Below are 13,925 nucleotides of genomic sequence, written 5' to 3'. Positions count from 1 at the left end.
CTATCCTCTTTTCCCGGTCTACCGCAGCTCTATGCGCCACGGGTTGAAACCCGATTTCGTCACGTAAAGGCTTTCTGTTACGTCTGCGTCGCGGGTGGGTCATTGACCAACCCTATTATACCACAAAGCCGTCCTAGAAGGACGGGGTTTCAGACCCAAAATTCTGATGAGAATTCCTGGGTTTGGGGGTAAGGTTTTAGCCAATTTAGGCGTGAATGTGCAGGTGTTACCCGGAGGAGAAATTTTCCTGGCTTTGGAGCGGGGGGCGATTGATGCGGCTGAATGGGTGGGCCCCTATGATGATGAGAAATTGGGCTTGAATCAGGCTGCCCAATACTATTATTATCCGGGTTGGTGGGAACCGGGTTCTACGTTTGAGTTACAGGTGAATGTAGACCAGTGGAATCAGTTGCCGAAAGAGTATCAGGATGCGATTGAGAGCGCGACAGCCGATACGAATGTTCACTGTTTGGCTCGCTATGATACCCTGAACCCCCAGGCATTGAAACGGCTTAGGGATGGAGGCACGCAGTTACAGCCCTTCAGTCCAGAAATTTTGACGGCTTGTCGTCAAGCGACTCAGGAACTATTGGAGCAACAAGCTAGTGAAGATTCTTCTTTTCAAGAGGTTTATGGGTCTTGGATCGAGTTCCAAGCCGATATTTTTAGTTGGCACGCGGTGAGCGAGTTAGCCTATGCTGGTTTTGCGATTAGACGTTAGTGCGTTACCCCAAGTTTGGGGTTTAAAGTGCCGTTCCTTCATGGAGGGCGGATTTTAGGGGGACTTTGAGGCAAATATCGCAAAACGTATCGTTTCTTATTGTTTTGTCAACACAGTGGCAGGAATTTCTTAGAAAAGGCTATTATCGGAGTCTAGGTTAGTTTAGTTAATAGGTATTGCGCGAATCAGTTATGGGTGAAGCGAAACGCCGTAAAGCAGCTCTAGGAGAAAAGTATGGCCAGGAAAAGACTATCTTGCCCTGGTTGCCAATCACAAGATCACAAGCGGATCAGTTTGTCAAGTGGACAAGTACGGGGGCTTGGATTGGGATTGGGATTATGATTGCCGTATGGCTAACGGTTCGGTTCATTGGCCCGGGTTTTGGCTGGTGGCAAGTGAACTAAGGGCTAGAAATCAGACTTGGGTTAGTTTGAATGTGTCCTGGTATACTGTATTTCTGAAAAGATGCTCTTAGGCTGGAGCCTAATTCATTGGTTTGAAGTATGGTAATCCCTCGATCAATCTAGAAAATCTGATGGAATCCTGAAGAAAGTATAAAACCGTCTAGAATAGTGTGGTGAGTGGAGGAAAATAAAGGTGTTTATCCGATTAGCGCACCAGCATAGACAATTTGTCCGAGATTTGGTCATGAGCCTTCAGGCGTTGGCCATTGTCCTGGAGCGCCATGGATTTTTAGCTTCGTGCTATACCTGTGGCGACCAGATGAATAGCGCATCCTTTATGGTGAGCTTGGGGGATAATCATCTGATTCGCTTTTTGGTTTCTGATTATGGGATTACCTGGACAGAAATGCGCGATGACCGAGAGTTGATGAAACTTGAAGGTGCAGAGGCGATCGCCCAATTGCAAGAGTTGGCTAATTTAGCTAAACGGGATAAACTCCCCGAACAATGCCCATTAGCGGGTTCGGTTCCCCAAAAGCCAAGGCCTTCTGGAGTGAAGATTCTTCCCAGAGTTTCGGCAATTAATAATTAGTATGGGTTACCTTCTAGCAAGTCCAGTAATTGGGCTTGCGTGAGTTGGGTGATGTTTAATTGTTGTGCTTGGGTTAGCTTGGAGCCGGGGTTATCGCCGACGACGAGATAATGGGTTTTGGAACTGATGGAATTGGTGACTTTTCCTCCTGCGGCTTCGATGCGGGTTTTGGCTTGCGATCGCGTTAAACTCGGTAGTGTGCCCGTAAGTACGAAGGTTTTGCCGGTGAGGGAAGTGGCGGCAATAACCGGGGTTGATGGGGTTGCAGATAAGGATAAGCCTAATGCTTGCAAGCGTTGCATCAGGGTTTGATTTTCGGGCTGTTGAAACCATTGAACGATCGCCGCGCTCATTTCTGAACCAATGCCCTTTACGCTCTCTAACTCCTTTTCTGTGGCTTGGGCGAGTTGTTCGATAGAGGGAAAGGCTTCACATAGGAGTTTAGCGTTGACGGCTCCCACATGGCGAATGCCGATCGCATACAGGATACAGTGCCAAGGGCGAGTTTTCGAGGCGGCGATGGCCTCTACCAGTTTTTGGGCAGACTTCTCACCCATACGGTCTAATTTCATTAAATCATTAATCGTCAATTCATACAAGTCCGGGAGCGATCGCAGCAACTGCTGTTCTACCATCTGCGCTGCTAGTTTTTCCCCCAAGCCATCAATATCCAGGGCATCCCGACCCACGGCATGGATGAGAGCGCCGCGCAGAATGGCAGGACAAGCACGATTAATACATCGAGTAACCGCTTCCGTTTCCAGTTTCACCACCGGGGCATTGCACTCAGGGCAAACAGTGGGCATTTCGTAGCGGCTGGCTCCGGGGGGGCGCAATTCCGGCAAAACTCGCACCACTTCCGGTATAATTTCCCCCGCTTTGCGAACGATCGCCGTATCGCCAATGCAGAGATCTAATTGGGCGATCCGATCTCCGTTGTGCAACGTCGCGCGTTTAACCGTAGTTCCCGCCAATTGGATCGGTTCGAGTTCAGCCACGGGGGTGAGCGCTCCCGTCCTGCCCACCTGCACCGTCACCGATTTAACCACCGTCGGCAACTCTTCCGCAGGATATTTGAGGGCGATCGCCCATCGGGGGAACTTTTGCGTAAAGCCCAGTTGGGTTTGCAACGCCAGATCGTTGAGCTTCACCACCACCCCATCCGTCAGATAGGGGAGTTGGTGGCGCTCCATTTCCCAGCGCCTATAATACTGCTCCACCGCCGCCAAAGAGGGGCAGCAGGTACGGTTCGGATTAACCTTGAAACCCCACTCAGAGAGCCATTCTAGCGCTTCCCACTGGCTTCGGGGCAAAGTTGAGGTTTCCGGCAAATGGAGGGTATAGGCAAAGAAATCTAAGCGCCTAGAAGCCACAATGCGCGGGTCGAGTTGGCGCAGGGTTCCGGCTGCCCCATTGCGGGGGTTAGCAAAGGGAGCTTCGCCCGCTTCCGTGCGTTCCTGATTGAGACAGGCAAACACTTCCAGACTCAGAAACGCCTCCCCCCGCACTTCCACCCGCTCCGGTATCACTTCCCCCGTTAAGCGCAGGGGAATAGAGCGAATGGTTTTCACATTGGGGGTAATGTCTTCTCCGATTGTGCCATTACCGCGAGTTGCTCCGCGTACGAGGATGCCGTTTTCGTAGGTTAGGGCGAGAGCAGAGCCATCAATTTTCAGTTCGCAGATGTATTCGGGGGAGTTTGGTGGAGTATCGGAGGCATTACAAGCACGCATCCATCGCTCTTGCCATTGGCGAAATTCCGCCAGGTTAAACGCATTTTCCAGACTATAAAGGGGAACCCGATGCTCGACAGAGGTAAACCGCTCTGCCAGTTTGTCGCCCACGCGCTGGGTGGGACTCTCCGGTACAATTAGATCGGGATATTGGTTTTCCAGGTCTTGCAGTTGGCGATAGAGGCGGTCATAAACACTATCCTCCATGATGGGATGATCCAGCACATAATAGGCATAACTCGCCTTTTGCAACTGTTCCCGCAGCCGACTCACCTGTTGCACAATTTCCGCAGAAGCCACAATACCTTACCCCATTGAGCGATGATTGATTCATCTTCCAATTCTAAATCAGTTCTAGGTTGCCCTTACAGCGTTTTTCGATGTTATGAGGTACAGTAATCGAAACCCATTACCCTTCTGCCGCGCGAAGCGCTGTATCCCCCTGCTCCTCTTACCCGCTACTTCTCCCGTGGCAGCCAGAAGCCGGGTTGCTTCAAGCAACCTGGCTTCTCAAACCCCACCCAACCCCCAAAAAATCCACTACAATAAGTATCAACCCCCCATTGTTCATTGTTAATTGTTCATTGTTCATTGTTAATTGATACCGTGTTTCGCAAATTCTGGGCATTTTGGTTAACGCTCGCCGTGGTCGTCACTCCCCAAGCCACGGTTGCACAGACGATTGAGGAGTTATGGAAACAGGGCAGCGCAGCCCACAGTGCTGGCAACTATGCCCAAGCATCTCTAGAAGAACTTTTTCGACAGGCAGAAGAAGCTCGTCGCCTTGGAAATTATGCACAAGCTGAAACTATTTGGCGGAGAATCATTCAACTTGACCCAAATAACGCACCAGCATATTTTGGCTTAGGTAATCGTTTACGTGACCAACATAGATTAGATGAGGCAATCACTGCTTACCGGAAAGCGATTCAACTGGATTCCCAGTATGATTTGGCTTATGTTGGTCTTGGTAATGCTCTCAGAGAGCAAGGTAAATTCACAGATGCCGTGCAAGCCTATAAACGAGCGATTGAACTGAAGCCAGAAGAAGCTGGTATTTACAACAACCTGGGCAATGTCTTCTACGACCAAGGGAACCTGAGGGAGGCGGAGCAGTCCTATCGCCGCGCCCTGGAACTTGACCCCGAATTTGCCCTCGCTCACAACAACCTGGGCCTTGTCTTCTACGACCAAGGGAAACTGAGGGAGGCGGAGCAGTCCTATGGCCGCGCCCTCAGTTTACCCGACGAAAAAGCAACACCAGCCAGCACCCATACCCTGGCTCACAATGCTCTCGGCTATACCCTGCAACAACAAGGCAACCTACAAGCCGCCATTGCCGAATATAACAAAGCCATTCAACTCGACCCCAACTACACCACCGCCCAAAACAACCTCCGGGAAGCCGAGCGCCTCCTGGCCCAACAGCGCACCCCCCCTCCTCCCAGCGACCTGGCCAATGTTCCCAGCCCAGATGACGAACCCCTGGTCTATGAAATGCGCTCCACGGTTCGCATCATAATCGCCGAAAGCACCGCACCAGGGGCACTTGGTGCAGACTCTGGCACGGGTTGGATCTTCAAGCGCGAAGGAGAGACCATCTGGATTATGACCAACCGCCATGTCCTCCAACCCCATGGTGCAAACCGTCCCAGCGACACTATTGAAGTCGAGTTTTTCAGCACCCTAGGCTATAACCAACGTCTCCGCTACCCAGGGACTCTGGTACATATCACCCCCCCTAACGACCCCCTCGACCTAGCCGTAATTAAAGTCGAAGGCATCCGAGAGGACGACAAAACCATCCGCCCCCTGAAACTCCATTCGGGTTACATTCCCCGCGCCCAACCGGTGACGATTATCGGTCATCCCAATAATCTGGCTGACTCCTGGAATGTGGTCACCGGCAACGTCACGAATGTTAACCTCAATAGCCATAGGATGACCCTAGACGCAAACCTCGCTTCTGGCAATTCTGGCGGCCCCATTCTCAACGCGGAAACCAAGGAAGTGATCGGTATTGTAGTCAGTCTGACTACTAGCCAAGATATCCAAACCGACCCCAATATCGCCACACCAGACATCCCCGCCAATGCCATAGCAACGCGGGGTTTCGGTTTCGGCCACCCCATTGATTCGGTAGTTGAACAGTTGCGGCGCTGGCGGGTGATCAATTAACAATTAACAATTAACAATTAACAATGGATTTGTAGGGGCGGGTTCACCAATAACCAGAACACCCACCAAACACCTCTGTAAACCCGCCCAACTCGACATCGAAACTAATGAACAATTAACAATTAACAATTAACAATGGATTTGTAGGGGCGGGTTCACCAATAACCAGAACACCCACCAAACACCTCTGTAAACCCGCCCAACTCGACATCGAAACTAATGAACAGTGAACAATTAACAATTAACAATGGATTTGTAGGGGCGGGTTCACCAATAACCAGAACACCCACCAATAACCTTTGTGAACCCGCCCAACTCGACATCGAAACTAATGAACAATGAACAATTAACAATTAACAATGGATTTGTAGGGGCGGGTTCACCAATAACCAGAACACCCACCAAACACCTCTGTGAACCCGCCCAACTCGACATCGAAACTAATGAACAATGAACAATTAACAATTAACAATGGATTTGTAGGGGCGGGTTCACCAATAACCAGAACACCCACCAAACACCTTTGTAAACCCGCCCAACTCGACATCAAGGGGTGGGGGCGGGTTCAGTTCATTGATGGCTTGGTATCCTAGATTTGGGTATAACCCGCCCCTACAGGGCGATCGATTAACAGCGAAACCCGCCCCCTAGAGTTCCTATAATAGGATAATCCGTAAAAAATTGTTAATTGTTCATTGTTAATTGTTAATTGTTCATTGTTCATTATATCTGAGGGCTAAATCATGTTGATGTCCGCTTACAGAAATGCCAAAATCTTCCTAACGCTCCTGTCTCTCTCGGTTGCCCTCAGCGCTACACCGGCTTTGGCTTGTCCCAGGGGTAACCCCGATAGCCTAGCATATATCGACAGGGGCGATCGCTGCGAAGGCTTAATCAATCACTCCATTAGTGCCAGCATTCGCTTGGTCTCTTTTACCACGGGCGCACCTGCGGAATATCCCAACCGCCTCATCCTCCGCATTCCTGGGATTAACCAAATGCCCCAATTTAAGATGCAGTCTTTTCTTCGCGGTTACCTACTCGACAATCTCAGTCCTAGGGCTGTCCGGTTCATCAATAATAGTATGGAATATTACTTAAATACTCAACCTGTCCTACAAGAAGGTAATGTTCCACCCCAGAGTCTGCGAGCGGTTGCTTATCTGACCCAAAAAAGCGAAAATATCTACTATCCGGTTATCCTTAACCCCTCTTCTCAACGCTACGAATTCACCCTATTTGCCGGTAGTAATGCACGTACCACGTTCCCCACTTTACAAATCCGCAAAGATGGTCGAATTTATTACAATGCATCCCAAACCATCCCCAAAACGGGAGAAGTTCGCTTCAGTTGGAATTTTGGCAATGCGCCTGCGGGACGCTACGAACTTTATATGGCGATCGAACAACAACGACGGGGACAACCCCAAAAAAAAGATATCCGAATTATTCCATTTTACCATAACCCAGCCTGGTTTTAATACCTAATTTTAGCATAAATGTTAGATGAACTCTCGTAATCGTAAGCCTAAACAAAAAACTTCCTCAAAATCCGAATCAAAACGCCAAACTTGGTCTCATATTGTTGTTGCTCTTTCCTGGATAATTTGGCTAATTTTATATTTGCCAATTGCGCTTTTCAAACTCATTCTTATCCTTGCCAAACTCTCGCCTATTCCCTTCGAGCGTATTAAAAGTCGGAAAGATATGTTAGCGGCATTTATTCTATTTTGCATGGCTTTTGTCATCGTGATTGGCGAATTTATTGTTCCTGGAACCCAACCCTTTGAAGCCAACTTACTCGTCAGTCATATTCAATTTATCACCCCCGAACCCAACTCGCGCTTTTTCCTGCAAAATATAGATCGCCTAACGTCCTTAGACTTACAAACCCCCTCAGAGACTCTCACCTTAAGGGGAAGCTTCAGCAGCCCAGATAATCCTCAAATCAATTCCATTTTAAGCCAAAAAACCGAACTCTCTTTCACCTTTCCCGAATCCAACAGTCACCTCTTCGTCTATCCTGCAACTCCCCAAGGTTTAGCCCTTCCTGAGCTGACCTTAAAATCCATCCTTCAAATCAACCTCAGTTATCTTGCTTATCCCCCTGAAACTCAACTGAATCTCCGGTTAACTTCTACGGAAAAAGAGGCAACAGAATCCCTGGCGACTCTGCAACTCAAACTCAATCCAGAAGCCTTTACATTAGGACTAGAAAATGTTAAAATTGAAAACCTAGATCTCCCCGTTACCGAGCTGCAATTCACCCCCAATGCTCCCCTTACCCGTCAAATTTCTCTGTTTTCTCCGACCCAGTTAGCCCTCACTTTTGCCGAAAATACGCAACCCAAACGGGACTGGATCAGGGGAAATTTACCCGTCACGGATGTTAATTTAACTTGGTTGGAGCGAACAGGGGATATTCAGAATGATCTACCCCGCTCTTCTGTTATTAAAGGGGAAGTTCGCATGAAGTCTAAAACCCTAATCCTACAAGAACATCAATTTTTGATCGCAGCAGATGCTCAGGATATTGAGAAATTGCGCTATTTTACCCTTAATTCCGATCCGGACGAAGGGGTAGGGGTGCAAGTCAGGTTAGCGGGAAAAAGCAAGAAGTTGGCGGTAGGACTCGATCCAGATTATCCGGTGCAAACGTTAAATGCCAGTTGGCTGAGTCGTTATCTGACTCCGGATCAAATTACGGCAGCGTTGTCTTTTGCTGCGGCAGTGATTGGCTTTTTGTTGCCCTATTTGTTTACCATGTCTCCAGAGAATTAGGGGAATGTGATGCTCGACGGAGGTAGAGCGATCGCGTGAGTCTATGGAGTCGAGTCACAATTATTTTCTCGATCTTGCCCCTTCTCACGGAGGTCATCATTGAAGTAAACTGTAAGCAGTGTCTACTAAAACACCTCCAACTGTGCTGCAAAAATTTTCAGATTCCCAGAAAAAACTGGGGTTATTGGCGATCGCTGGAATCGTCATCCTGGGGGCAACCGGTAGCCTCGCCTATTGGCTCTTTGTCGGACGGACTCAAGTTCCCAAAGATATGCAACTGGGAGCCAATGTAGTTCCCCAAAATTCCCTGATGACCATTTCCCTCTCGACCAATGAGCGGCAATGGGACAATTTACGCTCCTTTGGCACGCCCAATACTCAAGCGGCCTTAGACCAAAGTTTAGCCCAACTGCGGGATCAATTCCAAACGCAAACGAAACTAGACTATCTCAAAGATATTCAGCCTTGGGTGGGACAAGAAGTCACCTGGGCCTATTTAGCGCCAGATATCGCCGAAGATGAAACTCTCTCGGAAGAAGAGCGGATGGTGATGCTCGAACAACCCTCTTGGGTGATGATTGTTCCCATTGCTAATCCCTTGAAAGCCCAAGAAATTTCCGGGAAATTGGTCGATCAGGAACTGACCAAACGCACCTATAAGGAGATTGAAATTCAAGAGAGCAAACCCAATGCCGAGGTGGTGTTTTCTTCCACAGTTTTGGAAGGCCGATATTTGGTCATCAGTAGCGCTCCAGATGCCACGGATCGGGTGATTGATACCTTTAAGGGAGAAGCTTCTGTGGCTTCGACTCCGGGATATAAAAATGCGTTGGAACAGCTTGGTACTTCTTCAGCCTTGGCTCGTGTGTATGTTAATGTTCCCGAAGCCACCAAAGTCGCAGCAGCGAATTCGGTACGACCGATCGCCCCAGAAGAGTTAGAACAGTTGGAAACCAATCAGGGATTAGCAGCAACCGTAGAAGTGGTCTCCAATGGTTTATTGTTTAAGGGCATTACTTGGCTCAGTAACCAAGCCGATCAGAAATTAACTCCTGAGAGCCTGAGCTTGGATCTCGGTGAATATGTACCCAGCGATACGTTAATGATGCTCACGGGCAGTAATTTCAATCAGGTCTGGAATCAGTATACGACGGGTGTAGAGGGTAATCCTTTAGCACCCCTAAATCCAGAAGGCTTAAAACAAGGCTTATTGGATACCACGGGACTCAATTTAGAAGAGGATTTACTCGAGTGGATGGATGGGCCATTTGCGATCGCCATGGTTCCTGCCGATGGAAGCGCTTCTCCCATTCCCTTTGGCTTTGCGGTAATGGTGAATACGGGCGATCGGGAAAGGGCAGAGCAAACCTTTGCCAGCCTCGATCGGGTGATGCAAGATAAATATCAAGTAGAAATTAACTCGGAAACCATAGGCGAAACAGAAGTCACCCAATGGCAGCTCCCCTTTGGCATTATTGATATTAGCCGAGGGTGGTTAAGGGATGACTTAGTAATGATGACCTTTGGTGCGGCGATCGCCAACCGCCTGATCGCCCCTCCTGAAGATTCCCTCGCAACCAACGAAGCCTTTAACACCAGTATTCCCGAAGGTCTGAGCCAGCAAAGTGGCTATTTTTACGCCGATATCGAGCGCCTGTTTAACCAAAACCTGCCCCTACCGATTATCATGCCCCCCGATCAAGATAATCTCTTTAAGGCCTTTAATTCTATCGGCGTTACCTCTGCCATTACTAGCCCCCGTACCACCCGGTACGACCTGCTGGTGCGGCTGAAAAAAGGACAAGACCCTGGCCCCCTACCCTCTCCGAGTTTGAACCCCTCACCGACTCCAGAACCCTCTCCAGAAGCGTCTCCAGACCCCTCGGAAGGAGATTCAGAAGAATAAAGGCGATCGCTCCAGCGATGCGGAGCATTATCGCCGCCAGCGATGCGGAGCATTATCGCCGCCAGCGATGCGGAGCATTATCGCGCCAGGGCTAGAGACAGGTTAGCCCTCCTTTTTGGAACTTAATTAAACTCCCGTAAACTTCTAGGATCGAGGGCATCGCGCAACCCATCCCCCAAAAGGTTAAACGAGAGAACCGTTAAAATAATCAAGATCGCCGGAGGCCAAACTAACCAAGGTTGCAAGACCAAAATCGAGGCATTCGTTCCGGCTGATAACAGATTACCCCAAGAGGGGTCGGGTTCTTGAATACCTAAGCCAATCAGACTTAACACCGATTCCGCCACAATAAACCCAGGGATAGCCAAGGTTGCAGAAATGATCACATAGGTGGCCGTTTGGGGCAAGACATGACGGACAATAATATAAAACGGATTAGCTCCCATCGCTTTGGCAGCTTGCACAAAAGGTTGCTCTTTAAGCGATAGCACTTGACCTCGGATCACCCGTGCCAGTCCTGACCAACTGATAAATGAAGTAATCATCACAATCAACAGAAACCGTTGACCGCTAGTGAGTTGGGGGGGAATCACCGCAGCTAGGGCAACCAAGAGATAAATACCGGGTATGGTCATTAACACTTCCACCAGGCGCATTAAAATTGCATCGATCCAACCGCCAAAATAGCCCGATATGCCCCCGACAATCATGCCCAAGGGAAACGAGATCAAAATTCCCACTAAACCGATACTGAGGCTAATTTGACCGCCGTAGAGGAGACGACTAAACTGGTCTCTGGCTTGGCGATCTGTGCCTAAGAGGTTAATCCGCCCTTCTCCTTCTGTGCCGAATAGATGGACATTGGCAGGAATAATGCCCAGGATTTTGTAGTTCTCTCCCTGGATAAAAAGGCGTAGAGGTGAGGGACGGCTGCGGTCTATAATGAGGGGGCGATCGCCCGTATCTAAATCTGTTGCTCCCTGGGTTACCGGATAGACTCGCGGCGCAAAGTGTCCCTCATCAAACCACTCAATCGGCGTGGGTGGCAACACAGAGCCATCGAGCTGAGAACTGTAGGGACTATAAGGGGCAAAAAAACCCGCACCAATCACCACAATATAGAACATCATCAGAATCACCGCTCCCACCTGAGCAAGGGGATTTTTGCGTAGTTTCTTCCACCAATCCACGGCTGTACCTCTTGACCTCTGGATTTCCTATTGTGCCACGGATTGACCCAAGAGCATGGCTATATTAATCGTAAAGTAGAGACTGATCGATGAAAAATGGATGGAGCCAATCAGATGGACGATCAAACTTCATTACCTGTGTTCAATGATCTGGTGAAACGATTACACGAAACCTTACCCGATCTGAAGACGGAGTATCGAATTCGGCAGCTTGGGGTGTTTGGTTCCTATGTTCGGGGTGAGCAAACGGCACAGAGCGATCTGGATGTGTTGGTGGAATTTGACCCAGATTATCGTTTGGGGTTGATTGGGTTTTGTGAATTGGAAAACAAGCTAACGGATTATCTGGGGGTGAAGGTTGATTTGGTGATGAAAACTGGATTGAAGCCACGTATTGGCGAACGGATATTAGCTGAGGTCTGTTATCTATGAGTCGAGATATTATTGATTATCTAGAGGATATCTTAGAGAATATTGATATTGCCCAAGAATTTCTAGTTGATTTAAGTTACGCGCAATTTCGAGAAGATCGACGGACGATTTATGCCGTAACACGCGCTCTGGAAATTATTGGTGAAGCAACGAAAAGTATTCCGCAATCGGTTCGAGACCAATATCCGGCTGTTCCCTGGCGCAGTATATCGGGAATGCGCGATAAAGTGGTTCATGAATACTTTGGGGTTGATACTCAGGTTTTATGGGATACGGTGCAAGATGATCTTCCACTCTTGAGACCGACGATTAATCAAATGCTTCAGGATAGAACGAGATAGAGTTGCACCACAAGCTTTACAATGCGTAATAATATAAAGGAGAGATAAAGACTACTCGACCCTAGGCAAGGCCAAAGCCTAGACCCAAAGCGTCCAAATCGGAGGGATACATGAGCGAACACCCAGTCAGTGAGATTGACAATTCATCCAAACCAACTGAACCCCAAGAAACTCCAATGACTGAAAACATAAGTCCTCAAAAGATAAGGGCAGGAAAACCGGGATTGCTGGTGGGTTTGGGTATTGGCCTAGCCGCAGGCGCATTGGCAACCTATACCCTGACTGCCCTGAACCGCTCTGAACCGACTGCCGTCCAACCGGTGAGTACCTCTCAATCGACCGATCCCGTGCAAACGGTTACCCTAGCTACGGTAGACTTGGCGAGATTCCCCCGCACTTTCACGGCTACAGGTACGATAGAAGCCTATGATTTATTACCTGTGGTTTCTCAGGTTATGGACTTGCAAATTCGTCAAGTCTTGGTGGATGAAGGGGATTGGGTGGAAAAAGGGCAATTGATGGTGGTATTAGATGATTCGGTTCTGCAAACCCAAATTAGTCAGGCTCAGGCGGATGTAGAAGCGAGTCGGGCGGTGGTGCAAGAGCGTCAAGCGGCAGTGGAGCAGGCGAAATCAGCTCTCCAAGGAGCATTGGCGGCGAAAGCGGAAGCAGAAGCGGGCAAACAGCAGGCGATCGCCTCTTTAGCCCAAGCGCAAGCGGAACTCGAACAAGCGGAACGGGATTTAGAGCGCTCAGAAACCCTAGCGGCTGAAGGAGCCATCAGTAACCAAGAAGTGGATTTAAGCCGCACGAAAGCTAAAAATGCGATCGAAGCGGTACAAGTCGCTAAGGCAAACGTGAATAGCGCCGAAGCCAGAATCAGCAGTGCGATGGCCAATGTGAACAGCGCCCAAGCCACCATCGGCAGTATGACGGCAAATGTGAATACGGCCCTAGCTCAACTGCAAAGCCAACAAGCCAGGGTCAAACAACAGAAAACCTATCTGGCCCAAACTAAAGTGAGTGCCCCATCGAGTGGTAGGGTCAGCGAACGTACAGCACGGGTGGGAGATGTGGTTAGTCCGCAAACGCCCCTATTCCGCATTATTAATCAGGGTGCTTTGGAACTGGAACTGAAAATCCCAGAAACCCAACTGAGTCAGGTGAACATTGGGGCCCCAGTAACGTTAACCTCGGATGCTGATAGTCGGATCAATATCAAGGGCACGATTCGAGAAGTGGCCCCCCTCGTGGATGCCAATACTCGCCAAGCCACGGTGAAGATTGACCTGCCGTCGTCTGCCCTGTTGCGACCGGGGATGTTTTTACAAGCGAGTATTACGGCGCAAATGGTGCAAGGGTTAGTGATTCCGGCCGAAGCTCTGCAACCCCAAGCCGATGGTAGCGCCATTGTGTATCAAGTGGATGAGAACAATCAGGCGATCGCCCGCAGGGTCGAAGTCGGTTCACCCGTCGGCGGAGACTCCACCCATGTCGAAATTAAACAAGGCTTGAATGTCGGCGATCGCATCGTCGTTTTAGGTGCAGGATTTATCAAAGAAGGTGATATCGTCCGCATCGCTGACAGCAGCGCCCTTAATCCGACTGTGAATTAGTGAGACGCTCCTGACAGGGAGACGTTCCGGA

Annotated in this window: 12 protein-coding genes; 10 read left to right on the top strand and 2 right to left on the bottom strand. The window is 49.2% G+C overall.

The features are described from left to right. Positions 1 to 166 precede the first annotated feature (166 nt). The 3 genes from PJF56_RS13140 to PJF56_RS13130 all read left to right on the top strand — a co-directional run bounded on the left by PJF56_RS13140 (position 167) and on the right by PJF56_RS13130 (position 1,717). A complete protein-coding gene (locus tag PJF56_RS13140) occupies positions 167 to 721 on the top strand; it encodes a TRAP transporter substrate-binding protein (RefSeq protein ID WP_283763135.1) in 555 nt (184 codons plus the stop codon). Positions 722 to 912: 191 nt separating this feature from the next. After that, on the top strand, positions 913 to 1,125 hold the full coding sequence (locus PJF56_RS13135; RefSeq protein ID WP_347179539.1) for a DUF2839 domain-containing protein: 213 nt from the start codon (positions 913 to 915) through the stop codon (positions 1,123 to 1,125). Between the two features lie 193 nt (positions 1,126 to 1,318). Continuing rightward, on the top strand, positions 1,319 to 1,717 hold the full coding sequence (locus tag PJF56_RS13130) for a DUF1815 family protein (protein ID WP_283763133.1): 399 nt from the start codon (positions 1,319 to 1,321) through the stop codon (positions 1,715 to 1,717). Here PJF56_RS13130 and ligA read toward each other — a convergent pair. Next, positions 1,714 to 3,753, bottom strand: coding sequence for an NAD-dependent DNA ligase LigA (ligA, locus tag PJF56_RS13125; protein WP_347179538.1), 2,040 nt, complete (start codon positions 3,751 to 3,753; stop codon positions 1,714 to 1,716). The two genes, PJF56_RS13130 and ligA, sit on opposite strands and share 4 nt — an antisense overlap. Positions 3,754 to 4,056: 303 nt before the next feature. Here ligA and PJF56_RS13120 point away from each other — a divergent pair, with 303 nt between their 5' ends. The 4 genes from PJF56_RS13120 (at position 4,057) to PJF56_RS13105 (ending at position 10,315) form a co-directional block, all read left to right on the top strand. Further along, the gene (locus tag PJF56_RS13120) at positions 4,057 to 5,628 is read left to right on the top strand and encodes a tetratricopeptide repeat protein (protein ID WP_283763131.1); all 1,572 of its coding nucleotides are present in this window, start codon (positions 4,057 to 4,059) and stop codon (positions 5,626 to 5,628) included. Positions 5,629 to 6,371: 743 nt separating this feature from the next. Then, positions 6,372 to 7,109 carry a hypothetical protein gene (locus PJF56_RS13115; protein ID WP_283763130.1) on the top strand — a complete coding sequence of 246 codons (738 nt, stop codon included), beginning with the start codon at positions 6,372 to 6,374 and terminating at the stop codon, positions 7,107 to 7,109. A 25-nt stretch (positions 7,110 to 7,134) separates the two neighbouring features. Further along, positions 7,135 to 8,409: a hypothetical protein gene (locus PJF56_RS13110; RefSeq protein WP_283763129.1), complete on the top strand. Its 1,275-nt coding sequence runs from the start codon at positions 7,135 to 7,137 to the stop codon at positions 8,407 to 8,409. A 118-nt stretch (positions 8,410 to 8,527) separates the two neighbouring features. Beyond that, entirely contained in the window at positions 8,528 to 10,315 is a 1,788-nt protein-coding gene (locus PJF56_RS13105; RefSeq protein ID WP_283763128.1) for a DUF3352 domain-containing protein, read from the top strand. Between the two features lie 122 nt (positions 10,316 to 10,437). Here PJF56_RS13105 and PJF56_RS13100 read toward each other — a convergent pair whose 3' ends face one another. Then, positions 10,438 to 11,505, bottom strand: coding sequence for an ABC transporter permease (locus tag PJF56_RS13100; protein WP_283763127.1), 1,068 nt, complete (start codon positions 11,503 to 11,505; stop codon positions 10,438 to 10,440). 96 nt (positions 11,506 to 11,601) lie between these two features. Between PJF56_RS13100 and PJF56_RS13095 the strand changes: the two genes are divergently transcribed. The 3 genes from PJF56_RS13095 (at position 11,602) to PJF56_RS13085 (ending at position 13,894) form a co-directional block, all read left to right on the top strand. Further along, entirely contained in the window at positions 11,602 to 11,937 is a 336-nt protein-coding gene (locus tag PJF56_RS13095) for a nucleotidyltransferase family protein (protein WP_283763126.1), read from the top strand. Next, positions 11,934 to 12,278, top strand: a complete 345-nt coding sequence (locus PJF56_RS13090) for a HepT-like ribonuclease domain-containing protein (protein ID WP_283763125.1) — start codon at positions 11,934 to 11,936, stop codon at positions 12,276 to 12,278. The genes PJF56_RS13095 and PJF56_RS13090 overlap by 4 nt, the downstream gene beginning before the upstream one ends. A 176-nt stretch (positions 12,279 to 12,454) precedes the next feature. Continuing rightward, complete coding sequence (locus PJF56_RS13085) at positions 12,455 to 13,894, top strand: efflux RND transporter periplasmic adaptor subunit (RefSeq protein ID WP_283763124.1); 1,440 nt, start codon at positions 12,455 to 12,457, stop codon at positions 13,892 to 13,894. The last annotated feature ends 31 nt before the right edge of the window (positions 13,895 to 13,925 follow it).

Origin of the sequence: Roseofilum halophilum BLCC-M91 (assembly GCF_030068445.1) — a bacterium.
In the GTDB taxonomy this organism is placed as follows: domain Bacteria; phylum Cyanobacteriota; class Cyanobacteriia; order Cyanobacteriales; family Desertifilaceae; genus Roseofilum; species Roseofilum halophilum.
This window is presented reverse-complemented; position numbering and strand designations above follow the sequence as displayed.

What these genes read in the sequence shown, in the direction of transcription:
- PJF56_RS13140 (WP_283763135.1), top strand. Translation starts at nt 167, where the DNA reads ATGAGAATTCCTGGGTTTGGGGGTAAGGTTTTAGCCAATTTAGGCGTG.
- PJF56_RS13135 (WP_347179539.1), top strand. Translation starts at nt 913, where the DNA reads ATGGGTGAAGCGAAACGCCGTAAAGCAGCTCTAGGAGAAAAGTATGGC.
- PJF56_RS13115 (WP_283763130.1), top strand. Translation starts at nt 6,372, where the DNA reads ATGTTGATGTCCGCTTACAGAAATGCCAAAATCTTCCTAACGCTCCTG.
- PJF56_RS13110 (WP_283763129.1), top strand. Translation starts at nt 7,135, where the DNA reads ATGAACTCTCGTAATCGTAAGCCTAAACAAAAAACTTCCTCAAAATCC.
- PJF56_RS13095 (WP_283763126.1), top strand. Translation starts at nt 11,602, where the DNA reads ATGGATGGAGCCAATCAGATGGACGATCAAACTTCATTACCTGTGTTC.
- PJF56_RS13090 (WP_283763125.1), top strand. Translation starts at nt 11,934, where the DNA reads ATGAGTCGAGATATTATTGATTATCTAGAGGATATCTTAGAGAATATT.
- PJF56_RS13085 (WP_283763124.1), top strand. Translation starts at nt 12,455, where the DNA reads ATGACTGAAAACATAAGTCCTCAAAAGATAAGGGCAGGAAAACCGGGA.